The sequence below is a fragment of the Bradyrhizobium barranii subsp. apii genome (genome assembly GCF_011516635.5).
GTDB lineage: Bacteria > Pseudomonadota > Alphaproteobacteria > Rhizobiales > Xanthobacteraceae > Bradyrhizobium > Bradyrhizobium barranii.
Window position 1 is genome coordinate 317206 of sequence record NZ_CP096255.1, and the last position, 25873, is coordinate 343078.

Annotated in this window: 22 protein-coding genes, 1 tRNA gene and 3 pseudogenes; 16 read left to right on the plus strand and 10 right to left on the minus strand. The window is 62.0% G+C overall.

What is annotated here, in order from left to right; all coding sequences use genetic code 11:
• Window positions 1-215: 215 nt before the first annotated feature.
• From HAP41_RS01470 to HAP41_RS01490, 5 genes and pseudogenes are all read right to left on the minus strand, one after another.
• Window positions 216-1051: pseudogene (locus HAP41_RS01470) on the minus strand (IS5 family transposase).
• Complete coding sequence (locus HAP41_RS01475) at window positions 988-2376, minus strand: hypothetical protein (RefSeq protein ID WP_224580540.1); 1389 nt, start codon at window positions 2374-2376, stop codon at window positions 988-990. The pseudogene HAP41_RS01470 and the gene HAP41_RS01475 overlap by 64 nt, the downstream one beginning before the upstream one ends.
• Window positions 2373-5018 (minus strand): hypothetical protein, encoded by a 2646-nt coding sequence (locus HAP41_RS01480; RefSeq protein ID WP_166063075.1) that lies wholly within the window; start codon window positions 5016-5018, stop codon window positions 2373-2375. The genes HAP41_RS01475 and HAP41_RS01480 overlap by 4 nt, the downstream gene beginning before the upstream one ends.
• 9 nt (window positions 5019-5027) lie before the next feature.
• Window positions 5028-6671, minus strand: coding sequence for an Eco57I restriction-modification methylase domain-containing protein (locus tag HAP41_RS01485; protein WP_166063060.1), 1644 nt, complete (start codon window positions 6669-6671; stop codon window positions 5028-5030).
• Window positions 6672-7410: 739 nt separating this feature from the next.
• A tRNA-Gly gene (locus HAP41_RS01490) sits at window positions 7411-7485 on the minus strand.
• A 275-nt stretch (window positions 7486-7760) separates the two neighbouring features.
• On the opposite strand from HAP41_RS01490, the gene trxA reads away from it, so the two are divergent.
• Window positions 7761-8684: a thioredoxin gene (gene trxA, locus HAP41_RS01495; RefSeq protein ID WP_166063017.1), complete on the plus strand. Its 924-nt coding sequence runs from the start codon at window positions 7761-7763 to the stop codon at window positions 8682-8684.
• A gap of 83 nt (window positions 8685-8767) precedes the next feature.
• Window positions 8768-9445 (plus strand): LON peptidase substrate-binding domain-containing protein, encoded by a 678-nt coding sequence (locus HAP41_RS01500; RefSeq protein ID WP_085403060.1) that lies wholly within the window; start codon window positions 8768-8770, stop codon window positions 9443-9445.
• A 168-nt stretch (window positions 9446-9613) separates the two neighbouring features.
• Here HAP41_RS01500 and HAP41_RS01505 read toward each other — a convergent pair whose 3' ends face one another.
• The 3 genes from HAP41_RS01505 to HAP41_RS01515 all read right to left on the minus strand — a co-directional run bounded on the left by HAP41_RS01505 (window position 9614) and on the right by HAP41_RS01515 (window position 11097).
• On the minus strand, window positions 9614-10207 hold the full coding sequence (locus tag HAP41_RS01505; RefSeq protein ID WP_175617961.1) for a cytochrome b/b6 domain-containing protein: 594 nt from the start codon (window positions 10205-10207) through the stop codon (window positions 9614-9616).
• 44 nt (window positions 10208-10251) lie between these two features.
• Window positions 10252-10530, minus strand: a complete 279-nt coding sequence (locus tag HAP41_RS01510) for a PepSY domain-containing protein (RefSeq protein ID WP_028150199.1) — start codon at window positions 10528-10530, stop codon at window positions 10252-10254.
• A gap of 216 nt (window positions 10531-10746) precedes the next feature.
• Entirely contained in the window at window positions 10747-11097 is a 351-nt protein-coding gene (locus HAP41_RS01515) for a hypothetical protein (RefSeq protein WP_166062954.1), read from the minus strand.
• A gap of 107 nt (window positions 11098-11204) precedes the next feature.
• Between HAP41_RS01515 and HAP41_RS01520 the strand changes: the two genes are divergently transcribed.
• Both HAP41_RS01520 and HAP41_RS01525 read left to right on the plus strand, forming a co-directional pair.
• Window positions 11205-11735, plus strand: coding sequence for a TetR/AcrR family transcriptional regulator (locus HAP41_RS01520; RefSeq protein WP_166062937.1), 531 nt, complete (start codon window positions 11205-11207; stop codon window positions 11733-11735).
• 122 nt (window positions 11736-11857) lie between these two features.
• The gene (locus tag HAP41_RS01525) at window positions 11858-12055 is read left to right on the plus strand and encodes a Trm112 family protein (protein WP_166062922.1); all 198 of its coding nucleotides are present in this window, start codon (window positions 11858-11860) and stop codon (window positions 12053-12055) included.
• Window positions 12056-12167: 112 nt separating this feature from the next.
• Here the strand turns inward: HAP41_RS01525 and HAP41_RS01530 are convergent, their stop codons facing one another.
• Window positions 12168-13388, minus strand: a complete 1221-nt coding sequence (locus HAP41_RS01530) for a ubiquinone biosynthesis hydroxylase (protein ID WP_166062914.1) — start codon at window positions 13386-13388, stop codon at window positions 12168-12170.
• A gap of 216 nt (window positions 13389-13604) precedes the next feature.
• Between HAP41_RS01530 and tesB the strand changes: the two genes are divergently transcribed.
• On the plus strand, window positions 13605-14468 hold the full coding sequence (gene tesB / locus HAP41_RS01535; protein WP_135213949.1) for an acyl-CoA thioesterase II: 864 nt from the start codon (window positions 13605-13607) through the stop codon (window positions 14466-14468).
• A 37-nt stretch (window positions 14469-14505) separates the two neighbouring features.
• On the opposite strand, the gene HAP41_RS01540 is transcribed toward tesB, so the two are convergent.
• Window positions 14506-15417, minus strand: a complete 912-nt coding sequence (locus tag HAP41_RS01540; protein WP_166062885.1) for a DUF4339 domain-containing protein — start codon at window positions 15415-15417, stop codon at window positions 14506-14508.
• Between the two features lie 239 nt (window positions 15418-15656).
• On the opposite strand from HAP41_RS01540, the gene HAP41_RS01545 reads away from it, so the two are divergent.
• The 11 genes and pseudogenes from HAP41_RS01545 (at window position 15657) to HAP41_RS01595 (ending at window position 25873) form a co-directional block, all read left to right on the plus strand.
• The gene (locus tag HAP41_RS01545) at window positions 15657-15995 is read left to right on the plus strand and encodes a P-II family nitrogen regulator (protein WP_008142802.1); all 339 of its coding nucleotides are present in this window, start codon (window positions 15657-15659) and stop codon (window positions 15993-15995) included.
• 133 nt (window positions 15996-16128) lie between these two features.
• Entirely contained in the window at window positions 16129-17430 is a 1302-nt protein-coding gene (locus tag HAP41_RS01550; RefSeq protein ID WP_135213951.1) for an ammonium transporter, read from the plus strand.
• Window positions 17431-17472: 42 nt separating this feature from the next.
• The gene (locus HAP41_RS01555; protein WP_166062860.1) at window positions 17473-17787 is read left to right on the plus strand and encodes an ArsR/SmtB family transcription factor; all 315 of its coding nucleotides are present in this window, start codon (window positions 17473-17475) and stop codon (window positions 17785-17787) included.
• The gene (locus HAP41_RS01560) at window positions 17784-18140 is read left to right on the plus strand and encodes an SRPBCC family protein (RefSeq protein WP_063980295.1); all 357 of its coding nucleotides are present in this window, start codon (window positions 17784-17786) and stop codon (window positions 18138-18140) included. The genes HAP41_RS01555 and HAP41_RS01560 overlap by 4 nt, the downstream gene beginning before the upstream one ends.
• A 42-nt stretch (window positions 18141-18182) precedes the next feature.
• Complete coding sequence (locus tag HAP41_RS01565) at window positions 18183-18785, plus strand: ATP-dependent Clp protease proteolytic subunit (protein ID WP_038932646.1); 603 nt, start codon at window positions 18183-18185, stop codon at window positions 18783-18785.
• 392 nt (window positions 18786-19177) lie between these two features.
• Window positions 19178-19516, plus strand: a complete 339-nt coding sequence (locus tag HAP41_RS01570) for a P-II family nitrogen regulator (protein ID WP_008142813.1) — start codon at window positions 19178-19180, stop codon at window positions 19514-19516.
• Window positions 19517-19553: 37 nt separating this feature from the next.
• Window positions 19554-21002: an ammonium transporter gene (locus HAP41_RS01575; RefSeq protein WP_063980294.1), complete on the plus strand. Its 1449-nt coding sequence runs from the start codon at window positions 19554-19556 to the stop codon at window positions 21000-21002.
• Window positions 21003-21219: 217 nt separating this feature from the next.
• Window positions 21220-22818, plus strand: a complete 1599-nt coding sequence (locus HAP41_RS01580) for a caspase family protein (protein ID WP_166062813.1) — start codon at window positions 21220-21222, stop codon at window positions 22816-22818.
• An 89-nt stretch (window positions 22819-22907) separates the two neighbouring features.
• A pseudogene (locus tag HAP41_RS01585) lies at window positions 22908-23743 on the plus strand (IS5 family transposase).
• A 151-nt stretch (window positions 23744-23894) separates the two neighbouring features.
• Window positions 23895-24297 (plus strand): annotated as a pseudogene (locus tag HAP41_RS01590) (GFA family protein).
• A 361-nt stretch (window positions 24298-24658) separates the two neighbouring features.
• A complete protein-coding gene (locus HAP41_RS01595) occupies window positions 24659-25873 on the plus strand; it encodes an aminotransferase class I/II-fold pyridoxal phosphate-dependent enzyme (protein WP_166062787.1) in 1215 nt (404 codons plus the stop codon).

Below are 25873 nucleotides of genomic sequence, written 5' to 3' on the forward strand. Positions count from 1 at the left end.
CGAAATTCTGGTTAGAATCTGCCGACGCGGCCATAAGTCGGTGGCGACGGTCGTGCATTTTCTGTTTCGAGCGTCAGCTGTGGCAAAGCCCCCGACGTCTGACAGCTTGGTGTGTTAGGAGTTTGAATAAGCCCCCGAGCAATCGATGCTCGTTCCATGGGAGTGCTTTGGTCGACGACAACCATGTCGTGGACCTAAGAGTCTGTCCGGAAAGATTACCTTGGATTGCATAGCTTTCGCAGCATGAGTCGGATGGAGGCCAGCTTGAGAAAGGCGAGCGCCCTGTGATTGAAGCATTCCCAATCTTTGGACAGTCTTCGGCATCGCCCGAGCCAGGCAAAGGTACGCTCGACGATCCAGCGTTTGGGCAAGACGACGAAACGGTGAGCCTGATCGGAGCGTTTGACGATTTCGAGGTTCACGCGCTTCAGAGCGCTACGCAGCCCCTTCTGGAAATGTGGCCCTTGATATCCGCCGTCGGCGTAGAGCTTCAGAAGAAAGGGATAGAGGCCGAACAACGTTGCCATCAGGAGCACGCCGCCGTCGCGATCCTGGATGTCCGCCGCATGCACGATGGCGTGCATCAAGAGGCCTTGCGTGTCGACGAGAATGTGCCGCTTCTTGCCCTTGATCTTCTTGCCCGCGTCGTAGCCATGGAGATCATGAGGCCCCCTTTTTCAGCGCTTTTCACGCTCTGGCTATCGATGATGGCGGCGGTGGGAGAAGCCTCGCGCTCGGCCCTTTCGCGACATTCGACATAGAGGGCGTGATGAATTTTATCGAGCGTGCCGTTCCAGCTCCACAGATCGAAGTAGCCATACAGCGTCGAGCGCGGCGGCAGGTCCTTGGGGATCGCGCGCCACTGGCAACCTGTGCTCAGGATGTACATCAGCCCGTTGGCAATCTCGCGCAGGTCCACCGTACGCTTGTTGCCGCCGCGCTTGGCCGGCGGGATGCGAGGCGCGATCAGCGCCCACTCCTCGTCGGTCAAGTCGCTCGGATAGCGCAGGCGGCTGCGGTCGTAGCGTGCACGGTTCTCGGTAGTCCACATTGGCGGCGCGTCCCCATCGAATCAGGCCGCTCACCTTGAATCACAACCGATTCATTCGACTCAACATGTTTTGGAACAGACACTAAGAGATCGGATTCATTCGCCAGAATGATGCGAACGGTTCGTTCATCGGGACGGAGCGGGTCTTCCAGATTTTCGTATTCCAAAACGGGAATAATGGTAGGCCGCGCGACGCGACGGTTCGTTCGTAGCCCGGCAAGGCTTTGATCCCATCCGACCACATCGGCGGGGGTAATTGTCCGCGACTGGGTTCCCCGCCCACCAGGAAAACCCCACAGCAATCCACCAACTGTGGGATCATTGTCCGCCTGCCACGCGTCGATAACCGCCTCGATGCGCCGCATCATTTTGGCGTTAAATGCTGCGAGGTCGCGGTCGATCTCGGGGGCGCTTAACGAAAGATCAATCCGAAACTCTCCCAGATCAACCGGCACCCGGAGCCATTTTTGGGATATCTGCTCACGTTCAATCAAGGCATCCGGCGGCGCATTCGCATCGCCCGGGCCGACGGCGAATTCGAACGCCTTCAAAGTATCCCCGTCGCCGGCTGCCGTCGTTTGAACCGTTTGCTCGTCCGCATCGATTGCGGTGTCCGACAAGCCGTCGTCGGGCTGATCCGATGCCGGCGCTTCCGCTGCCGCGTCCTGTTCTTCCTCGACCGCCGGATCATCCGAAGTCGGTCCTTCGTCACCTTCGGCCAGGATGGAAACAAGTACGTCCTGGCGCGTCGGCGATTGCAAAATCGCGCCCGCAATCCCAAGCTCTAAAAGTGCGCTCCCCTCAGCTTCCTCCGTTACCCGGTTTTTTATTTCAAGCCACTTAGGGCTCTTGCGGCCTTCCTCGCCCAATACCGCGCGATTTTCATCTTCCGCCCTTTTCAGCGCTTCACGCCGATGCCGAAGGATGATTGATCGCGCGTTCTTTGACAGCCTAAACACGATTTTCGCGGCCGAGAGGTCGGCGGCAGACGGCAGCATGCGAAGATAGATGCAGGCCCGAATGCCGACAGTGATGGCCGCATGCGTCCGATCCGCAATTTGGAACGTAAGACCTGCCGTTCCAACGTGGACTGGAGAGGTGACGTCGTCCTTCTCCGCGTAAGTTACGGCGACGGACGAGGGTTGCCTTCGGGGCAAGAGATGCTGCGTGTGAATGACCCGCGATGGCTTTTCGCGGTAAATGATACGTCCAGTAGGCCCTGCGCCTCTTAACCGATCATAGGCTTGATACAGGATTGCGGAAGCAACAGCCTCTTTGGTCGTGTGTGTTACGTCGTTTCCGTTTGGGAAAAGGAGCTGGGTCATCGCGCCGCCATTTGAAAGATCGGTTCATTCGCGCTGGCTGAATTGGCGTTGTCTAAATGCTTCTCGAGTACCGGAAACACGCTCTCCATCGCGGCGCGGCGGACACCCTGCAACTTTGCAAAAGATGACAGTGGACCTTGGATTACACTGTCCTCATCGAGCAAAAGACGATCGAACAGACCGCGACTGGTATGACCATCGCGTCGGAGGTCCGTACGCACGATCCTGACGGCGTCGGTGAGAGAGCGGGCTAGAACGCCTGCGCCCATTAACCGCAAAAAAGCCTCGATGTGGAGCGGGTTGATCGCGGCATGTGGAGTATCGACTTCCGAACGCTCGGCGGCCCGCAGCCAATATTCCACCGCAGGCTTACTAATCGATGGAAGCCCCGGATTTTGCTCAAACAGCATGTCATGAACGCGCGCCGTTAGCCCTTTGACACCGAATTGAGCCGTCAGCGTCTCAATCCCTTTTTTCACCGTGGCCTTGTATTGATCGACCAACGCCTGCTCGAGCGTGCGCCCCTTGTCATCCTTTTCGCGAAGCGCTGCCTCTATTTCCTCACGTATCACATCCGGCATGACGAACACGGCGTCGCCTATATCGATTGATCGCGCTTCCTTGGGCGCCAATCGGTGCGAGGCAGGATCGAGCACATAGAACTGCGATCCCGGCCCGGCTGCAATTTTCCCGTAGCCGTCCAAAACGAGGAAGCCGTGCCCCACGAACGGCAAAGCAATTCGGGACCTGTCTGAGTCTAGGCCATGGGCCACCGACAGACCGCCGTACTCTTTGGCGACCCAAGGCAATGCCTTGCGTAGTAAGCCGACCCTCTCCGCATAAAGTGCGTATTCGCCGGCAACCGCAGCCTCGAGCACGCGGCTCAAGGTCAAGGCATCGTGGCCCGCGACGACAAGCCTAAACTGCGAGGGACAGTAGGCGTCGCCGATATAACTTCGCGCCCCAATATCCGCCGACGCTGCCCAGATGACGACGGTCGGCTTTTTGCGCTGAACTTCGGACGTATAGTGACCGAGCGTCGTGACACGCAGTTCCGGAACACCCGCTTCAAACGACCCGGGCGCCGTCAAGAAATCCAAGAGGCGGTCGCTGGCCTGCTGGGCATCCTCGGGATGACGTAGCACAACAATCACGTCATTGCCGGGATCAATCTCCGTCAAGACACGCTTCAAGTAGCGCATCAAAGGTGTTTCCGCCCGGAGCGCCCCGGCAAGTACCAAGCCCTCGGCCAAATCCGCCTGCATTGCATCGCGCCAGGGACCTGCATTCCCATCAGCAACGCTCGCCATCGCCTTGTTATAGTGAGGCTCGAACGAATGCCGTTCACGCTTCACGCGATGGTAGACGTCATGAACGTCAGTGTACGGCGCAAGGATGGCATCCGCACCGGACGCCGTAAGGGCCATTCCTTTTAGTGCGATGGCGCCTTGCTCGAGCATCGAGGCGAGAGGATTTCCCTCATCAAGCTGCTTTGCATGCTTCCAAAGTCGGGTCGCGATCACGCACTCCTTCGATCCGATAGTTTCGACGGTGGGTTGGGTCGCTGCTTCGCGCACACTTGGCGCTTCAAAGCCGCGCCCGCGAGTCGCCCAAACAAGGCGGTGACCTTCGGTTCGCGATCCAAGGGCTCCGGCGCCACGATAGGTCCGTAAAGACCTTCGGATAAACGAATAACGGAGAGGGCAATCCGCCAGGATCAATACCCGTTTTGGTGGCTGCCGCAGCGTTTCGGACAATTCAGAGACAAATATGCGTATTAATGCGCTTGCATCACGGCCACGAAGTGCGTGCGTCGTCATGTCGATGACGGCAAGATCAATCGAGCCGGGCAAGGAACGCAAAGCGCGCTCGCGGTCGAGGTCCGGGAAGTGCGACGGCAGAAGAAAGGCAAAAGCCGGACTTCGCGCCGCCGAGCCCAGTAAATCGAGGTATCCGCGAACGGAGTCTAGCCGCCCCGAGGGATAGAGACGCTTGAATCCTTTGAGGGTTTTCTCGTCGAAGTCCCGCCAGTAAATACCGTCGTTAAGCGCAACCGTATGCGGCACAATCGATACCAAAGGGACTGATTCAATTTTGGTCTGCCGATCGCCGAGAAACATATAGAAGAGCGCGTCGGCACTGATAGCGCCCGGCACGTTAGCGCCAACGACACCACTGCGGAAAAGCCCTCGTGCGTGCAACTTCTCCGTACGCGCGCCAATGTCGGCCACAGCCTGCAACGCGGGCCGCCCCATGTTCAAAAGCAACGTCCGAACGGGCTGTTCAATGCGTCCCCGGCTCACTTCGCGCAGCATCCATGGCAGGATCGCACGGGGCGGAATGTGCGGCCAAAGCAGCGCCACATGGACGCGTTCGTCGCTCGATACCACTTCATCAAGCAGATCGATGAAGTGCGTGAGATCTTCGTTGGGCTCGACAGTAGCGACGGTGAAGTCGCGATCTTTCAGAATGGAACTGCCCGAAGGCGGCTCAACGGATTGCTCGGATAGGGCCGGCACCGCCTTTTGCGCCGTTTCAGTCGTTGCCCGATTTCGCAGACGATCAACCAATAGCTTCGTTCGTTCGCGCTTGGATGCCGCCGCCTCTGCTAACCTTTCAGACCAGGAAGGGAGGGGGGGCATCCGATGCTCCTACTTTTTCGGCCGTTTGGAGCAGAGCGCGTCCCAATCGCGGGCTACGTAGTTTTCAAGCAGGCTTGCTTCGCATTCATACAATTCCGCGACCAGTTTTAGAACCGCGCGGCCATTCTTTTCCTTGCGCGCAACTTTGAACTTGGCTTTCCAGTCGGAGGCCAACTCCGGCCATCTTGGCATGTGGACAGCCGCGATCTGGCTTTTCTGGAACCGATGAAATCCGGCCGTCGCCCCAGCCGACAGGGTCGCAACGAATAGCCCAAGGACTCCCGCCGACAAGAAGGTCAACAGATCGGCCAACGGCCACTCGTCGCTCTTAATCTGATAGACGCCGCTACCTGCGCAATAGCCGGTCGTATCGATACCTATGACGGGTAACGCCGACACATCGACAACGAGCAATTTGGGCGATGCATACCAGTCGGGATGCAGACTATCGATCGTGCGCCACCAGACCTTGGATTGACTGGCCTTCGCTCGCGACTGGAGCTGCTTCTTATTTTTTTGGAGATACGCGGCCATCCGCGGAAACTTCGATAGCTTCACGACCTTTCCGTTTTTGTCGAACACATTGACAATTTGCGTGCCCACCCATCGAACTTTGCCGTTGTGGATCGAGCTTGCGTTCACGAATGGCAACAAGCGGGAGCGCTCGATGGCAATGTCTTTCGCGCTTCCCAAGAACACGTTGTTGCACCCGGTCGCAGAGCCGACGCGGATAGTGCAGCCCACATCTTCCAGCTTCGGAAAGCGCCGCCGCGCCGCCTTGACTGCTTTCTGCGCCGCAAAATCGCGCGTGAGCAGAAGAGGTGAAGCGGACGGCGAAAAAGTCCTAACAACCGCGTTGCCTGACCTTTCAATCCTGTCGAACCCGATCATGGACGATATTTGAGTCGGGCCAGCACTATCTTTTTGGAAGACAAAGAAATGCGGATACGCATCGGCTGATGTCTCAAAGCTATCGACGTCGCTGAAATCGATGATGGTCTTCAACTGTCCTTGCGACGTGAACGCCTCGCGAATGGCGTTGCCGTAGACGTTCCGTGTCCAAGTGCCGGGGCACAAGAAGGCGAGCTGACCGTAGGGCTCAAGCAACCCAAGCGCATGTTCGATAAACGCTACATACAGATCAGCTCGCTGTTTGAACGAGTTGAACCGCGTCTTGTAGACATCGCGCAGAGCCGCCGGGATCGAATCCCACCGGATATAGGGAGGATTGGAGACAATGTGCGTAAAGCGCTGTCTTGGGCGCGCCTCCAGGAAGTCTTCGTTCCTGATCCAACATTGCGCGATTTCCATTGCCTTCGCGCGCGGGACATCAAGTTCTTCAAGTGTCGTCGCGCATTGCCTGCGAAGGTTCGTCGCGACCTCCCCGTCAATCTCGTAGGCGCGAATGACCGGCCGCAGGAGATCCATCGTCTTCTTTTGCGTCCGACACGCCTCAACCAAACGAGGCAGCAACGGCAAAAAGAACGCACCTTGGCCGGCTGCCGGCTCAAGCAATCTCATCGTCAGGAGATTTTCAGGAAAAGCCACGTGACGGAGGCACAACTCCACGACCTTGTCGCGGGTGAAGAACTGGCACAAATCAGCCTGCCAAGGCCGCTCAGCCTCAAGCCGAGCCTCAGCCTTCCCCTCCATAGACGTGCCCCCAGAGCCTTCCCGCCGAAGCAGAACCGGCCAATGCTTGCCTTATTTCTCGCGGAAGTTGCTCTAGCATGCAACCGAAATTCAATGGGGGCAGCCGGGCGGTGGATAGTCGTGATCAAAGTAGTCTCCGGCGATAGTTTCCGCAAAACGAGAATATTCGCCATCAAGGCCGGAGACTTTCAGCAATTTGCACCTCAGGATCGGCGAACCAGCAGCCGGGAGACAAATCTAATGTGGAAAATGCCGGATTTTCCCGGCCACTCTCGCGTTTCTTGAGAAGCTTGGCCGGACGCATGAATGCCGGGCTGGGGCGGCAGGTATCGAACTAGCGAATTCCAGTTCTGGGAACTGTCATCTCGGTTGAGCGAGAGAGATCCAAACCGCTGCCCCGCTGAACGCTTGGATCCCTCGGAAAATGCCCTACTAGACTGATTCGCTTGGTACTAAAGATTCGGAGAAAATTCGGTTCTCCGGGCCTGTCGGGCGTCTAGTTTGATCGGCGGCGCGGTCTCTCTGGCGGGCAAAACGCTGGAAAACGGCCGAGTTTTCGGGCTGTCTCCGCATCGAAGTACGAAATCACTTTGGCTGGCTGGCGGAGCAAGAGGGATTCGAACTAGCGATACGAACCGAGCTCAGCGCTAGCGCTCCCCCGGTCGCTCCCCCGAAGTCAACAACGAGAATACAGGGGATGGAGAGACGGATCTAAGCTATTCGGTTGCCAAGAAAAATCTGGAGCGGGCGAAGGGGCTCGAACCCTCGACCCCGACCTTGGCAAGGTCGTGCTCTACCACTGAGCTACACCCGCATCCTGTGTCGGTCGCATGACGCGCCGGCAACGGCTGTCGTATGCCAAAAGCGGACGGCGAATGCAACAGCTACCGGCAGCATAGATTCGCAATTGAAGGGCCCATATGGACCCCGAATGCGGCCAAATCGCCCGAAAACGTCCCGGAACCGGCGAATCGGCCCTGATGGATTGAAATTCGGCCCATTCGGCCCAATCTAGGAGCCGACAACGAAGCATATGAATTGGCGACGTGCTAAAGAGCCGCCATTCCAGACATCAGACGAGGGGATCCCGTGACGATCATCGACCAGGGTAACGGAGCGGCGGGCGCGGCCGCGGCCGATCTGATCAAGGACACCACCACCCAGACCTTCGTGAAGGACGTCATCGAGGAATCGAAGCGCCAGCCGGTGCTGATCGACTTCTGGGCGGAGTGGTGCGGCCCCTGCAAGCAGCTCACGCCCGTGCTGGAAAAGGCGGTCAAGGCGGCCAAGGGCAAGGTCAAGCTGGTCAAGATGAACATCGACCAGCATCCGGCGATTCCAGGCCAGATGGGCATCCAGTCGATCCCGGCTGTGATCGCCTTCGTCAACGGCCAGCCGGCCGACGGCTTCATGGGCGCAGTGCCGGAGAGCCAGGTCAATGCCTTCATCGAAAAGGTGACCAAGGGCATGACGGCGCCGGGCGAGCCCAATATCGCCGAGATCCTGCAAGAGGCCGAGGCGGTGCTCGCCGAAGGGGACGCCGCCGCCGCCGCGCAGATCTATGCCGAGGTGCTGCAGCACGATTCGACCAACATCGCGGCCTTGGCCGGACTCGCGAAATGCTACGCCGTCTCCGGCGCGATGGAGCAGGCCAAGCAGACACTGGCGATGGTGCCGGAATCCAGGCGCAACGACCCCGCCGTGAAGGCCGTGCAGACCGCGATCGATCTCGCCGAGCAGGCGGAGCAGCTAGGGCCGGTGGCCGAGCTGGAACAGAAAGTCGCCGCAAACCCGCTCGATCATCAGGCACGCTTCGACCTTGCGACCGCGCTGAATGCGCAAGGCAACCGGGCGGCGGCCACCGAGCAGTTGCTGGCGATCATCAAGCGCGACCGCAAGTGGAACGACGACGGCGCCCGCAAGCAGCTCGTGCAATTCTTCGAGGCCTGGGGTGGCACGGATGATGCTACCGTCGAGGGACGAAAGCGCTTGTCGACGATCCTGTTTTCGTAAGGGTTATTGTTGGAGCATGATCTTGTCGGAAAGCCGCTTCACACTTTTCCGGATCATGCTCTAGCGAGTCTAGCGGGGTCCAGATGCCGATCAACATCGAATATCGCGGCCCCGCCGACCTGCCGGAGATCGTTCCGGTATTTCCGCTGCCGGGCGCGCTTTTGCTGCCGCGCGGCCAGATGCCGCTCAACATCTTCGAGCCGCGCTACCTTTCGATGGTCGACGATTCCTTGCGCGACGGCCATCGCCTGATCGGCATGATCCAGCCCGACGTCGCGCACTCGCCGAAGAATTCCGACAGGCCGGCGCTGTTCCGCGTCGGCTGCGTCGGCCGCATCACCCAGCTCGCCGAATCCGGCGACGGCCGCTACCTCCTCGAGCTCACCGGCGTCTCGCGCTTCAAGGTGGTCAAGGAGCTCGAAGTGCTGACCGCCTACCGCCAGTGCAAGGTGGACTTCTTCACCTTCCTCGACGACTTCACCGCGCGCATGGGCGAGGACGAGGTCGATCGCGAGGCGCTGCTGACCGTGCTGGCGGATTTCCTGAAGGCCAACAATCTCAAGGTCGACTGGGAAGGCGTCGAGAGCGCGCCCAACGAAGCGCTCGTCAACGCGCTGGCGATGATGTCGCCCTATGGCCCCGCGGAAAAGCAGGCCATGCTGGAGGCGCCGGATTTGAAGACCCGCGCCGAAATCCTGATCGCGGTGACCGAGATGGATCTCGCCAAGAAGCGCACCAGCGGCGATCCGCCGTTGCAGTGAGAGGCGCGCTGCCGCGTCACGCTCCGTCATGCCCGGGCATAGCCGTCCGAAGGACGGCGTCGCTTCGCTCGCCGATGACCCGGGCATCCACGTCTGAGAGGCACAAAAGAACGTGGATGGCCGGGACAAGCCCGGCCATGACGAAGAGAGAGCGCCGCCTCAAAAACCCTATTGATGATGGCGGATGCGCTTGCGTCCGGTGAACATCGCGCGGATCAGGTTCTCGCGCTGGAGAAGTCCCATCAGCACGACGCCCAGCACGTGTACCACGGCCAGCACGATGACGGCGTCGGATGCTATCGCGTGGGTATCCTCGACCCACCACAGGCCGAAGAAGGTGACGGTCACCGACATCGCCCCCGTGATGGCCGAGATGGCGATCGCCAGCAGCAGCGCTACCAGCATCAAGGTGCCGGCTGGATTGAGGCCGATATAGCGGCCAGTCATGCCGCGGCGTAGATTCCAGAGATAGTGTGGCGCGACCCGAAGCCGGATGCCGACCATGCGGAAGCGCGAATAGCGGCTTCCCCAAAAACCCCAGACCAGGCGGAAGGCGAGAAGCCCGAGCACCGTATAGCCGACGATGCGGTGAAGGGTATCGTAGACGGTGGGCGTGAACCACGCGGCCAAGATGCTGACCGCAAGGGCCCAGTGCCAGAGGCGTAGCGGGAGGTCCCAGACTGCAACCGTCCGCGAAGCCGTTCGATCCGCGGGGGTCCCGTCGGACGCCCCGCGCGTTTCTGGCACCGCTTCATCGATCAAGCCGTGACTATCCTCAAGCCTTGCTCAAGACCTTGCTTGAAACCTTACTTGGCAACCGTCTTCTTCAGGCTAAGATCTTCCGGGCTGTAGAACAGCTCGTAGAGCTTGCCTTCCTTGACGCCGTAGACCTCATAGCACGAACCTTCGATCTTGGAGCGCCGCACTTCGTAACCCAGCGCCTTGGCCTTGGCTTCGGCTTCGGCGGCCGGCTTCCACGACGCCTTGTCGAGCTTGGTGCAGTCCTTGAACCCGTCGGCCATGGCCGCCGAGCTCATACCCATGCCGACCGTCAGTGCAATTGCAACAACACGAATGACCTTCACGAACGTCTCCTCCTCTGTCGTGTGCGCGCGTGGCGCGAAGCGGGAGCGAGGGAAGCAAAGGCGATGATGAAGTCAATCCGGTTTGGACGCGGATGGCTTTAGAGTTATTCTAACGATCCGGAAAAGATCAGTTGGCTCCGTAGGCAGCAGGCATTTGAGCGGCCGCTGCGGCCTTACGCCTCACGGTTTGACGGCCGGCATTCTGTGCGCGGCACCTCAATAGCCGGCAACCGCCATCGCAACGACGGCGCTGAGCGCCATCCAGCCGAAGTGCCGGCCGCGCGTGGCCCACGCGTTGGCGACAGCCGAGAAACCGAACACACAGACCATGGTGACGACGATCCAGCGGCGCGCCAGCTCTGATTCCATCCAGGGCGCCGCGACCAGGAGCACGCCGCCACCGATCCAGGCGACGGTCGAGGCCTGCCAGACCAGGCGAATTAGGGTGCGGAGCCGTTCCGGCTCGATGCGGGCGCGGGCAAAGACCTTGGTCTCGCCGAGAACGCCATGGATGAGGGCCACGGCAATGGCCACCACGCCGGAGCACTGGAGCAAGAGATCACGCATCGGCACAGCTCCCTGAAGCTTCGTCCGTACAGTTGTGTATGGTGAGATAGGCGCTGGCCCGCCGCCTGTCAATCCACTAGTGTATGGCCAATTTTCCGGAACCGGTCATGACCGAACAACTCTCCGCCGACGACTGGATCAAGCAGGGCCTGAAGGCGCTGGCCAAGAACGGCTTCACGGCCCTGAAAGCCGATCCGCTCGCAAGGGCCATGGGCGTCTCGCGCGGCAGCTTCTATTGGCACTTCGCCGATCTCGGCGCGTTCCACGCCGCTGTCCTGAAGCGCTGGCGCGAGATCGCGGCCGAACAGATCATCGCCGACGTCGAGGCCGCCGGCGACGAGCCGCTGAAGGCGCTGCTGCGGAGATCCTTTGGCGCCCGGCTCGACCTGGAACGCGCCGTGCGCAGCTGGGCGGCGTTCGATGCGGCCGCGCAGAGCGCGGTCCGCGCGATCGACCGCCGCAGGATCGACTATATCGAGACGCTGCTTGCGATGCGGCGGCTCGAGCCGGCGAAGGCGCAGGCGCGCGCGCAGATCCTGTACTGGACATTCCTGGGCTTTGCCCTGTCGAGCACGCCGGTGCCGGCGGCACGGCTCCAGGGCCTGCTCGACGAGATCATGCGGATGGTCTCTGCCTAGATTCTTGTTTTGACGCGTTTTCTTTATGCGAACCGGTACCCACTTCGCTCGAAAACGCTCTGTTGGCGCAATGGGCGACCGCGATTTTCTGTGCTAGAGGCAAGCGATCTTCGGAGACCACAATGAACGCTCCCACCGAACACCCCGAAACCAGCGTCGATCCCAAATTGCTGGAGATCCTGGTCTGCCCGCTGACCAAGGGTCCGCTGGAGTTCGATTCCGCAAAGCAGGAGCTGATCTCGCGCAGCGCCAAGCTCGCCTACCCGATCCGCGACGGCATCCCGATCATGCTGCCGGAAGAGGCGCGCAAGATCGATTGAGGTTCTTGTAGCCCGGATGGAGCGCAGCGAAATCCGGGACTTCGCGCTGACGATACGGCGGCCCCGGATTGCGCTGCGCTCCGTCCGGGCTACGAAGACGCAGCGCGAACTCCTACAACGCCTCACCCTTCAGCAACCGCGGGATCTCACCGGTCAAACCGGCGGCCTGGCGGATGAAGAGGTTCTTCAGCGGCGGGGCGCGGTCGACGAGGCCGAGGCCGATGTCGCGCACCGTGCGCAGCAGCGTCGACTGGTTGGAGAACAGGAAGTTCAGCGAGTTGGTGGCAACGCCCATCGCCATGGTGTCGAAGCGGCGCCAGCGCTGATAACGTTCGAGCACGTCGACGCCGCCGAGATCCATGCCGAGCCGCGCGGCATCGACCACGACTTCGGCCAGTGCTGCGACATCCTTCAGCCCCATGTTGAGGCCCTGGCCCGCGATCGGATGGATGACATGCGCGGAATCGCCGACCAGCGCGAGACGCTCGGCGATGAAGGAGCGCGCCACGAAATAGGACAGCGGGAACGCGCGCGGCTTGTCGAGCGCCTTGACCTCGCCGAGATGCAGGCCGAACCGGCGCTCGAGCTCGCCGTGGAACTCCTCGTCGCTCAACGCGATGATGCGCGCGGCCTCGCTGCGGCGCTCGGTCCACACCAGCGAGGATCGTTTTCCGGAGAGCGGCAGAATCGCGAAGGGACCCGCGGGCAGGAAGTGCTCCTCGGCCCGGCCGTCGTGATCGCGCTCATGGCCGACGGTGACGACGATGCCGGATTGATCGTACTCCCAGCCATGGGTGACGATGCCGGCGCGCTCGCGCAGTTTCGACCGCGCGCCATCGGCGGCGACCAGCAGGCTTGCCGCAATCACGCTGCCGTCGCCAAGCGTCACGTCGACGCTTTCCGGGCGCGCGTCATAGGACGCGACCGTCGTGGCGCGGAGATCGATGCCCTCGGCCTCGGCCCGCACCACCAGCGCGTCGATCAAACGGCGGTTCTCGACCATATGCGCAAACGGTTCGCCCGGCGCGACATCGCCGGCAAAGTTCAGAAAAACCGGACGGGTGGCGTCTTCCAGCTTTGAATCGGTGACGACCATGTCGAGGATCGGCTGCGCCTCGCCCCTGACGGCGTCCCAGGCGCCGATGGCCTCGAACAGGCGGCGGCAGGCGGCCACGATCGCGGTCGCGCGCGGGTCGCGGCTCGGACGGGTCGCGAGCGCGGGGTCGGCGACGATGACGGGAATCTCGGGCCCGAGCCCCTGGCGCAACGCCAGGGCCAGCGCGAGGCCGGCAAACGCGCCGCCGCCAATGACAATGCTACCCTGTACCGGCATACCAAATTCCTGGTTCACACTTCGGCTTTTCCAGGCCTTGCTAGCAGACTTGAGGTGGGCGAAACAGTGCGGTGAAACAAGGGCGGAACGGCCTCATTCCGTCATTCCGGGGCGCGCAAAAGCGCGAACCCGGAATCCAGAGGTTATCGGCTCGGGATTCCGGGGTCATCGCTGTCGCGATGCCCGGGAATGACGAGATGCTTCGAAAGCACCATCATGTCCAAAGGCCTGATCGACCTGATCTCGATTCTCGACCTCGAACAGCTCGAGGTGAATCTATTCCGCGGCAACAGCCCGAAGACGAGCTGGCAGCGGGTGTTCGGCGGCCAGGTGATCGGGCAGGCGATGGTTGCGGCCTGCCGCACGGTCGAGGGCCGGCTGCCGCATTCGCTGCATTGCTATTTCATCCTGCCGGGCGATCCGCAGATCCCGATCATCTACCAGGTCGAGCGCCTGCGCGACGGCAAGAGCTATTCGACCCGTCGCGTCACCGCGATCCAGCACGGCAACGCGATCTTCTCGATCATGGTGTCGTTCCACGCCGACGAGGAGAGCGCGTTCGATCATCAGGACAAGATGCCCGACGTGCCGCCGCCGGAAAAGCTCACGGCGGAGGAGGTGGCGAAGCAGCCGATGTTCAAGGAGATGCCGGAGTTCATCCGCCGCTATTACGAGTCCGATCGTCCGATCGAGCTGCGCCCGGTCGAGCTCGGCCGTTATTTCGGCGAGAAGATCGAGGACGGCCGCATTCACGTCTGGATCAGGACCGCGGCGAAGTTGCCCGACGATCCGGCGCTGCACATGTGCGCGCTCGCCTATGCCTCGGATTTTTCGCTGCTCGACGCGATCATGGCGCGCTACGGCCGCACGCTGTTCGACAAGCGCATGATGCCGGCGAGCCTCGACCACGCGATGTGGTTTCACCGCCCGTTCCGCGCCGACGAATGGCTGCTCTACGCGCAGGATTCGCCGAACGCACGCGGCGGCCGCGGCTTGACCCGCGGCTCGATCTTCAAGCCCGACGGCACGCTGGTCGCCTCCGTCGCACAGGAAGGTTCTGTGCGCGAGCGGAAGTCCTAGAGCCCAGGCGCGAGTTCGTCGCGCCCGGGATTTGCGATCAAGCTCCGAGCGACCCGCGCGGAGCGAGCTCGGTCTGCGACGCGAACCAGTTCATGATCCAGCGATACACCCACGGGATCGGGATGATGAGGCTGGACAGGATCGCGGCGACGATGCCGCGCCAGAGAATGCCGAGACCGCTGCCCTTGAACACGATCTCACGGCGCGTGCCTTCGATGCTGCGGCAGAACCAGCGCATCTGCGCCGCGGCGACCCAGGCCCAGCCGATGATCGTGATGATCGAGATCGCGAACAACAGATTCCAGCCGATATAGGCCCAAGCTGAGCCGGAGAAGCTGAGCCCGAGCGGCTGCCCGTTGGAGGCGAGGTTCGCGACCATCCATTTGATCAGCAGCCAGTAGAGCACGATCTGCGCGATGAACAGCAGATTGCTGAGCAGCGCACTGCCGATGACGCCGATCGCGATCGCCAGAACGATGAAGCCGAAGAACCAGGGCACCAGCGTCATCGCATTGCCGGTGAAGCTGAGATTGGGCCGGCCGGGCACCTTGACGCAGGACACGATCCATTTCGTGTACCAGACGAACACCCATGGCACCGGAATGATGAGGCACATGCCGATCAGCATCACGATGCTGCGCCAGGTGAACTCGAGGATGCCGAAATCGACCGACAGCGCTCCTCCGCTGCCGCTGCCGCCACCAGCGTAGCCGGCGCCAGCGTAACCACCGGAGCCCATCATCGGCGGACCGCCGGCCGGCATCATCGGGGGCGCACCGCCGCCGCCGATCAGGCCGGGGATTTCGGCGGCCTTCTGCCAGCCGGCCATGCCCTCGGACCACACCAGCGTATCCGGGCGCACAACTCCCTGCGCGACCAGGTCGCGGAATTGCCCTTCCGGATAGGGCCCCTGTTGCTTGCCCTCGGATGCGTAGAACCAACTCGCCATGAAGCGTCCCCCTCAAACATACTTTTGTACCGGCCGGGACGCTTCGGTTCACCGCATCCATGCCAAAAACGCATTGTGAAGGATGAACGGATGCCCTGTACAGAGGCGGCGGTTCACATGGCCAAACGTTTTTCCGCTTCAGTCTGCAAGTTTTTTATGCCATTTGCCCGGAAAGATGCCAGATTGACGCTGCGCCGGGGACATACGGCGTGGCGCATCCCCGGGAAACAGGCCTGACCATGAAACTCGTCGTCGCGATCATCAAACCCTTCAAGCTCGATGAAGTCCGCCAGGCGCTGACCGCGATCGGCGTCCACGGCATGACCGTGACCGAGGTGAAGGGCTACGGCCGCCAGAAGGGTCATACCGAGATCTATCGCGGCGCGGAATATGTCGTGAACTTCCTGCCGAAGCTGAGGATCGAGATCGCGGTCGCCTCCGACGTCGCCGACAAGGCGGTCGCCGTGATCACCGCGACGGCGCGCACCGGCCAGATCGGCGACGGCAAGATCTTCGTCACGCCGATCGACCACGCGCTGCGCATCCGCACCGGCGAAACCGACAGCGACGCGCTTTAAGGCTTTTTGTTTTGACGCGTTTTCTTCACGCGAACCGGTATCCACTTCGCTCGAAAACGCTTTGATCCTTCTTCGATCGCACCGGGCAACGACGCCACAGCGTGCGACGCCAATTGATGCCGGGGGGAATGATATGGCGGGATTGTTGCGCCGCGCAGCTGCTATGGCTGCGCCGGCCGGATTTATGTCGATCATTGCCGCGCCTGCGCAGGCCGCGAATTCCGAGATCAACACCGCCGACACCGCCTGGATGATCGTCGCCACCGCGCTGGTGCTGATGATGACGATCCCCGGCTTGGCGCTGTTCTATTCCGGCATGGTGCGCAAGAAGAACGTGCTCGCCACCATGGCGCAGAGCCTCGCCGCAGTGACGATGATCTCGATCCTCTGGGTGGCGTTCGGCTATTCGCTCTGCTTCGTCGGCGACGGGCCTTGGATCGGAACGCTCGACCGCTGGTTCCTCGCGGGCATGACGATGGACAGCGTCAACCCGGCGGCAAAGACGATCCCGGAAGCGCTGTTCATGCTGTACCAGATGACCTTTGCCATCATCACGGTGGCGCTGGTCGCGGGCTCGGTCGCCGACCGGATGCGATTCTCCGCCTATCTCGTGTTCTCGGTCGCCTGGTTCATCTTCGTCTACATTCCGCTGGCGCATTGGGTGTGGGGCGGCGGCTTCCTCGCCAGCATGGGCGTGCTGGATTTCGCCGGCGGCCTCGTCGTGCATCTGTCGGCCGGCACCGCCGGCCTCGTCGCCGCCAAGGTGATGGGCCGCCGCCACGGCTACGGCACCGAAAATCTGTCGCCGTTCGATCTGTCGCTCGCGGTGATGGGCACCGGCCTGTTGTGGGTCGGCTGGTTCGGCTTCAACGGCGGCTCGGCGGGCGCGGCCAATTCGCGCGCGGTGCTGGCGATCATCGCGACGCATCTTGCGGCCTGCTCCGGCGCGCTGACCTGGGGCGCGATCGAATGGTCAACTCGCCGCAAGCCTTCGGTGCTCGGCATGATCTCCGGCGCGGTCGCCGGGCTCGGCACGATCACGCCGGCTTCGGGCTTCGTCGCGCCCTGGCATGGCATCGTCATCGGCATTGTCGCCGGCGCGGTCTGCTACTGGGCCTGCACCTGGCTCAAGCACCGCTTCAACTATGACGATTCCCTCGACGTGTTCGGCGTCCACGGCATCGGCGGCCTGACCGGCACGCTGCTGGCCGGCGTGTTCGCGACCAGCGCGATCGGCGGCACCGCCGGCCTGATCGAGGGCCATCCGCAGCAATTGCTGATCCAGCTCTATGGGGTCGCCGTCACCTTCGTCTGGGCGGCCGGCGTGAGTTTCGTCCTGCTCAAGCTGGTCTCCCTGTTCGTGCCCCTGCGCGTATCCCGTGAGCACGAGCTGGAGGGACTGGATATTTCGCAGCACGGAGAAGCGCTTCAGTAATCGGGGCTTGCGCAACACATAAGTATATGCTTATGTGTTGGCATGATCGAAGCCGACATCTTCAAGGCACTGGCCGACCCGACGCGCCGCAAGGTCTTTGAGAAGCTCGCTGGCGGAAGCCTGAATGCAAGCGCTTTGCGCGACGGTTTGGAGATCAGCCAGCCGGCGATGTCGCAGCATCTTTCGGTGCTGCGCGCGGCAGGCCTCGTGCGCGAACAGCGGCAGGGCCGCTTCGTGAACTACGAAGTCGACCCGGACGGAATCGTGGCCATCGGCACATGGCTTGTGCGCTACCGTGCCTACTGGCCGAAGCGCATGGAAGCACTCGCCGATCTGCTCAAGGACATGGATCAATGAGCGACGCAGCGAAACCTGATCCCTCCGACGCAAAACTGGTGCTCGAATATGAATTCGACGCGCCGCCAGCAAAGGTCTGGCGCGCCGTCACCATTCCGGCCTTGCGCGAGCGCTGGTTGCCGGATTGCGACCTTGCAGGCGCCGAGCCTGAATCAACGATCGCAGGCGAAGAGGTGCGCTACCGACTTCGCGATTCAGAGCCGCCGTTTCGCGAGAGCCACGTCATCTTCCGGATCGAGCCGAACGAGGACGGCGGCACCCGCTTCCGCATCATTCAGCAAGCCTGCGAAGAGCGAACAAAGCTGCCGCAGCCGGCCAACAGCAATTGCTGCCTGATGCGCGCGGCGGCTTAAACACCAACAAGACTTCGTCACCTGCAAACATGGAGGTCGCCAATGCGCGACATGCTTCAGCTCGTCCCTATGGTTGTCGAACAATCCGCCCGCGGCGAGCGATCCTTCGACATCTATTCGCGGCTCCTGCGCGAGCGCATCATCTTCCTCAACGGCGAGGTCAATGATGCGATGTCCGGACTGGTATGCGCGCAATTGTTGTTCCTGGAGGCGGAGAATCCGAACAGGCCGATCAATCTCTACATCAACTCCTATGGCGGCGTGGTCACCTCTGGTCTCGCCATGTACGACACCATGCAGTTCATCAAGGCGCCGGTTCATACGCTGTGCATGGGCACCGCGCGCTCGATGGGCTCGTTCCTGCTGATGGCCGGCGAGCCAGGTCACCGCGCCGCGCTGCCCAATGCGAGCCTTCACGTGCATCAGCCGCTCGGCGGTTTCCAGGGCCAGGCGTCCGACATCCTGATCCATGCCAACGAAATGCAGGAGACCAAGCGGCGCATCACCCGGCTCTACGCGCAGCATTGCGGGCGCACCGAGGCGGAGGTGGAACGGACCCTGGACCGCGACCACTTCATGACCGCGCAGCAGGGGGTCGAGTGGGGATTGATCGACCGGGTCTTTGCGGAGCGCGAGGCCGCCTGACGGTCGAGGCCGGTTGCGCGCATCCCGTGAGCAGGCCGAGGGCCGGTTCGATATTTCGCAGGGCGGCGGGGCCCTTTGTCGGGCCCCTTCTGTAATAAAATACCTTCTCGCTGCCCGACACGTGAGCAGCAATTGTGTCGACAGCCTGTCGTGCCCGCTTTTTGATCAGGCGTGACCACGTTTTGAGCGCGACGTAATAGCGCACTGCACCACAGCACGCGTCAAACGCGAAAACACCCGTTTTCATAGTCCGTTAGGCAACGCGCCCGATCTGGCACGGCATTTGATTCTAAGGGTGCTGGCTGTGCCCGCGTAGTGAACTTCTCCCTCGTGGCGAACCAGTCGAGAAACGCCCGGCCACGTCCGGACCGGGCCAAGCGGGGATAGGACCCATGAAAATTGTTATGGCGATTATCAAGCCATTCAAGCTGGAAGAAGTCCGTGACGCCCTGACCGCCATCGGCGTTCACGGTCTCACGGTGACGGAAGTCAAGGGATATGGCCGCCAGAAAGGCCATACGGAAATCTATCGCGGTGCCGAATACGCCGTGAGCTTCCTGCCCAAGATCAAGATCGAGGTCGCTGTCGCCTCCGACCAGGTCGACAAGACCATCGACGCCATCACGTCCGCCGCGAAAACCGGGCAGATCGGCGACGGCAAGATCTTCGTCATCAACCTCGACCATGCGGTTCGCATCCGCACCGGCGAGGCCGATGCCGCGGCCCTTTGATTTCGCGCTCAACCTTTACCAATCAGGAGTGAATAAAATGACGTTTAAGCGTCCCTATGGCGCGGGATTGGCGGCTCTCGCAGTCGGCATGTTCGCTGCGACCGCGGCCTATGCCGAGCCAACGGTCAACAAGGGAGACAACGCCTGGATGCTGACATCGACAGTGCTCGTGCTGTTGATGACGATCCCCGGCCTCGCGCTGTTCTACGGCGGTCTCGTCCGTTCCAAGAACATGCTCTCCGTGCTGATGCAGGTGTTCTACACCGTCTGCGTCGTCACTGTAATCTGGGCCGTGTACGGCTACAGCCTCACCTTCACCGGCGGCTCCGACTTCATCGGCGGCTTCTCCAAGGCCTTCATGATGGGCGTCACCACCGACTCGAAGGCCGCGACCTTCTCGGTCGACGCCAACATCTCGGAGCTCATCTATATGTGCTTCCAGATGACCTTCGCGGCGATCACGCCGGCCCTCATCGTCGGCGCCTTCGCCGAGCGCATGAAGTTCGCGGCCATCGCGCTCTTCATCCCGCTCTGGGTCACGCTGATCTACTTCCCGATCGCGCACATGGTCTGGTACTGGCCCGGCCCGGACATGATCCAGGACGCTGCCAAGGCACTGGCTGCTGCCACTGATGCGGCTGCGAAGACCGCGGCGCAGGCCAAGCTCGACGAGATCAACGCCGACGCCGGCTGGATCTTCAAGAAGGGCGCGATCGACTTCGCTGGCGGCACCGTGGTGCACATCAACGCCGGCATCGCAGGTCTCGTCGGCGCTCTGCTGATCGGCAAGCGCGTCGGCTACGGCAAGGAGCTGATGGCTCCGCACTCGCTGACCATGTCGATGATCGGCGCCTCGCTGCTCTGGGTCGGCTGGTTCGGCTTCAACGCCGGCTCCAACCTCGAAGCCAACGGCGGCGCAGCCCTCGCCATGACCAACTCCTTCGTCGCCACAGCGGCCGCCGCGCTGTCGTGGATGTTCGCGGAGTGGATCGTGAAGGGTCACCCGTCGGTGCTCGGCGTCATCTCCGGCGCTGTCGCGGGCCTCGTGGCCGTCACGCCTGCCGCCGGCTTCGCCGGCGTGATGGGTGCGATCGTCCTCGGCCTCGTGGTCGGCGTGGTCTGCCTGTTCTTCTGCACCGTCGTGAAGAACGCGCTCGGCTACGATGACAGCCTCGATGTGTTCGGCGTGCACTGCGTCGGCGGCATCGTCGGCGCCCTTGGCACCGGCATCCTCGTCAATCCGGCGCTGGGTGGTGCGGGCATCATCGACTACACCGCGATCCCGCCGAAGGTTGCCGATTACGACTTCGCGGCACAGATGGTCTCCCAGCTCTGGGGCGTCTGCACCACGCTGGTGTGGTCGGGCATCGGTTCGGCGATCCTCTACAAGGTCGTCGATGTGATCGTTGGCCTCCGCGCCAATGTCGAGACCGAGCGTGAAGGCCTCGACATCACCGAGCACACCGAGCGCGCCTACAACATGTAACTCTTCTCCCGGGCGCGGCCTCCGCGGGGGCCGTGCCCACAACTACGGTTTGGGGCACATACCCGGCAATGTCCCGACCGTTGAGGGGCTCCAGCGCAAGCTGGAGCCCCTTTCTTTTTGGCGCGCCGCATCGTCGCAGCGGCCACGCCTGCACCAAGCCCAAATTGCATTGTCCCGAAACTGGTGAATATCATGCTCCCGTCCGGAGCACGGTCTCATGAGCCTGTTGCGTTTCGTGGCTTTGTGTTTGCTGTCGCTTGCCCTGTCTGCCCTCGACGCCAAGGCCGACAAGCGCGTTGCGCTGGTGATTGGCAACGGCGCCTACCGGAACGTTCCCACGCTCGCCAATCCGACCAATGATGCGGCCGACATCGGCGCGGCGCTGAAGCGATCGGGATTCGAGCCCCTGGTCGCGACCGATCTCGATCAGGCCGCCATGCAGGACACCGTTCTTCGCTTTGCGCGCGAGGCCCGCGGCGCCGACGTCGCCCTGTTTCATTACAGCGGACACGCGCTGCAATTCGCAGGCGTCAACTATCTGGTGCCCGTCGATGCCGTCGTGCGCGACGAGGTTGATCTGCGGCGCCTGGTGCGCGCCGACGAGATCCTGGCGGATTTGCAGCAGGCCAAGAACCTGCGCATCCTCGTGCTCGACGCCTGCCGCGACAATCCCTTCGCGGACGAGCTCCGGCGAAACATCGGGCAGGGGCGCGGCGTAACCGTCAGCCGCGGGCTGGCCAAGATGGAGAGCCCGGAGGGCACCATCATCTCCTATGCGACCCAGGCCGGTCGCACGGCCGACGACGGCAACGGCCGCAACAGTCCCTATACCAGCTCGTTCCTGGACCACATCAGCGACAGGGACAACATCAATACAGTGTTCCAGACCATCGGCGCCGGCGTCTACAAGCGCACCAAGGGATCACAGGTCCCGGAGCTGTCGTTGTCGTTCTTCGGCGAGTTTTACCTCAATGGCAAAGCCGAACCCGCGGCGCTGACACCATCTTCACCTCGGACTGACCCTTGCGCAGAGGCCGCCGACCATTGGCGCGGTGCGGACGCGCTCGGGACCATCACGGCCTTCAAGGATCATCTGCTTCGCTTCCCGTCCTGCGCCTTTGCAGACCTGGCGAAATACCGCATCGAGCTGCTGTCGAAATCCATCGACAGCGCAAAGCGCCCGACGACTTTCGACGGAACCTGGATCGCCAACGAAAGCTGCGAGAGCAAACCGCCTTTTCCGGAAGCCCATCGCCAATATGTCTTTCGCATCAAGGAAGGAGTGCTGCACACGGTGCTCGGGGACGAGGGCAAGCCCGGCTCTGTGAGTTATGACGGCAAGATCGAAGCGGACGGCAACAGCACTATCTCCGTCAACGGTATCATTGGCGACAAGGATCCGCTGAATCGCGCCGCGGGCTCGTCCTATCGATACAAGATCGTGCTCGAACTGAAGGCTTCCAAAGGGGCTGGGGTCCGCACGGAAACCTATTGGCCGTGTCGCTACGACTTTTCAAAGGTATCAGCGCCAAGCGGAGAATCCGAGCGGAGGCAGCCCGACCCGAAGCGCGCCGCAAAGCGCAATGACAATGCGGCTGCTGCGCCTTCCGATCGGCGCGACGGCGGACAGGCCGCGCCGGGCGGCAACGGGATGAGCTGCTCCACGATGCGCAGAAATTGCGCGGTGGCTTGCGTCAGTTTTGGCGGCCAGCCCAATTGTGGCTCAACCTTCTGCGTGCGGCAGGAAGCGGAATGCATGAGCAGCGGATGCTGGAGAAGTCGAGCTTTCAACGGCTGCGGCATCGCCAAGCGATAGGCGTAAGTGTCTGTTCCAAAACATGTTGAGTCGAATGAATCGGTTGTGATTCAAGGTGAGCGGCCTGATTCGATGGGGACGCGCCGCCAATGTGGACTACCGAGAACCGTGCACGCTACGACCGCAGCCGCCTGCGCTATCCGAGCGACTTGACCGACGAGGAGTGGGCGCTGATCGCGCCTCGCATCCCGCCGGCCAAGCGCGGCGGCAACAAGCGTACGGTGGACCTGCGCGAGATTGCCAACGGGCTGATGTACATCCTGAGCACAGGTTGCCAGTGGCGCGCGATCCCCAAGGACCTGCCGCCGCGCTCGACGCTGTATGGCTACTTCGATCTGTGGAGCTGGAACGGCACGCTCGATAAAATTCATCACGCCCTCTATGTCGAATGTCGCGAAAGGGCCGAGCGCGAGGCTTCTCCCACCGCCGCCATCATCGATAGCCAGAGCGTGAAAAGCGCTGAAAAAGGGGGCCTCATGATCTCCATGGCTACGACGCGGGCAAGAAGATCAAGGGCAAGAAGCGGCACATTCTCGTCGACACGCAAGGCCTCTTGATGCACGCCATCGTGCATGCGGCGGACATCCAGGATCGCGACGGCGGCGTGCTCCTGATGGCAACGTTGTTCGGCCTCTATCCCTTTCTTCTGAAGCTCTACGCCGACGGCGGATATCAAGGGCCACATTTCCAGAAGGGGCTGCGTAGCGCTCTGAAGCGCGTGAACCTCGAAATCGTCAAACGCTCCGATCAGGCTCACCGTTTCGTCGTCTTGCCCAAACGCTGGATCGTCGAGCGTACCTTTGCCTGGCTCGGGCGATGCCGAAGACTGTCCAAAGATTGGGAATGCTTCAATCACAGGGCGCTCGCCTTTCTCAAGCTGGCCTCCATCCGACTCATGCTGCGAAAGCTATGCAATCCAAGGTAATCTTTCCGGACAGACTCTAAGGCATTCTCCGCAGCCTTCCCATCGAGAACGCCATGTTCTTTTTGACCGTTGCGCAAAAGAAATAGATTGCCATTTCAGATTGCCGGCGCAGAAACATCGACCACAACGAAAAACAAATCGGGAGGTCGTCATGCGTTTGGAAGGCGGATGTTATTGCGGCGAAGTGCGCTACGTGGCCGAAGGCGATCCAATGATGCAGGCCCAGTGTCATTGCCGCGAGTGCCAGTATATCTCGGGCGGCGCGCCCAACACCTTCATCGCGATGCCGGCGGCCGGCTTCAGCTACATCACCGGGCAGCCCAAGCAATTCACGCGCAAGGACCTCGAACGCGCCGTCACGCGCGAATTCTGCGCCGAATGCGGCACCCATCTGGTGACCAAGGTTCCGGGCCTGCCGGCGGCGATCCTGAAGGTCGGCACCTTAGACGAGCCCGCGCAGTTCCATCCGCAGATGGCGATCTACACGCGACATGCAGGAGTTCCACGCGATCCCGGTGGGCATGAAGACATTCGAGAAGCTGCCGGGGCACTAGGCGCGCCCATATCCGGAAACTCGTCATGCCCGGGCTTGCCCCGCCTGCGCGGCCGAAGCCCGCTTCGGCGAGGCGAAGGCCCGGGCATGAACGTTCTTGGGTACGGTAGAATGGGCCGGGGATGGCCGGGACAGGCCCGGCCATGACGGGACCCGGGCCCGCCATGAGTCCGCTGTATCCGGCCTCATTATTCCCGCTCCGGACGGGCCGGACCTCAAATCCAGGTCACGGAAATGACTCTTGATGGCGCGGAAAGCCGATGGTTAATCGCGTCTTAACCTCGCCCTATCTATGGTGAAGTGAACCGCTTCCCGCCGGCGCCTTGGTGCGACCGGCTGTTCCAAGAGTGCTGGCGTCCAGAATGGCTATAACCGCTTCATCCCGTGCGCCGCAGGACAGTGGAAGCTCCGATAGCGAACGCTCGCCCTTCGTCCGGCTGAACGAGCTGCTGGCACCCCATCAACCGGGTAAGCCCTTGATTACGCTTGCAGTCGGCGAGCCCCAGCATCCCGTGCCTGACTTCGTCGGCTCGGTGCTGGCCAAGCACATCGCCGATTTCGGCCGTTACCCCGCGAACAAGGGCACCGACCCGTTTCGCACGGCAGCGGGCGCCTGGCTGTCGTCGCGCTTCAAGCTGCCGCGGCCGCTCGACCCCGAGAACGAGATTCTCGTCCTCAATGGCAGCCGAGAGGGGCTGTTCCTCGCCGCGATCGCGGCCGCGCGCTATGTCGGCCCGCGCCCCGGCAAGCCCGCCATCCTGATGCCGAACCCGTTCTATCCGGTCTATGGCGCCGGCGCCCGCGCCGCGGCCTGCGAGCCGGTCTACCTGCCGACCACCGTGGAAAACGGCTTTCTGCCCGATCTCGATGCCATCGACGAAGCGACGCTGGCGCGCACGGTGGCGTTCTATCTGGCCTCGCCCGCCAATCCGCAGGGCTCGGTCGCCAAGCCCGACTATTTCAGGCGGTTGAAGCAGCTCGCCGACCGCTACGGCTTCGTGATCCTCAGCGACGAGTGCTATTCCGAGATCTACACCCGCGAGGCCCCGGGCAGCGCGCTCGAATGCGCCGGCCCTGATTTCACCCGCGTGGTTGCGTTCCAGTCGCTGTCGAAGCGCTCCAACCTGCCGGGCCTGCGCGTCGGTTTCGCCGCCGGCGACAAGCGATTCATCGGCATGTTCCTCGAGCTGCGCAACATCGCGGCGCCGCAGGTGCCGGTGCCGCTCCAGCACGTCGCGACCGTTGCCTATGGCGACGAGGCGCATGTCGAGGAGAACCGCAGGCTCTACCGGATCAAGTTCGATCTCGCCGACCAGATCATCGGCGATCGTTACGGCTATCGCCGACCTGACGCAGGCTTCTGCGTCTGGCTCAACACGTCCGCGCTCGGCGACGACGTGTCGATCACACTCAAGCTCTTCAAGGAAGCAGGCGTACGCGTGGTGCCCGGCAGCTATCTGGCGCGGCTCCAGCCCGACGGCTTCAATCCGGGCGCAGGTTTCATTCGCCTTGCGCTGGTGCAGGATGGCGAGACCACGGCGCAGGCGCTGCACCGCCTGGTCGAGACTCTGGGTTAG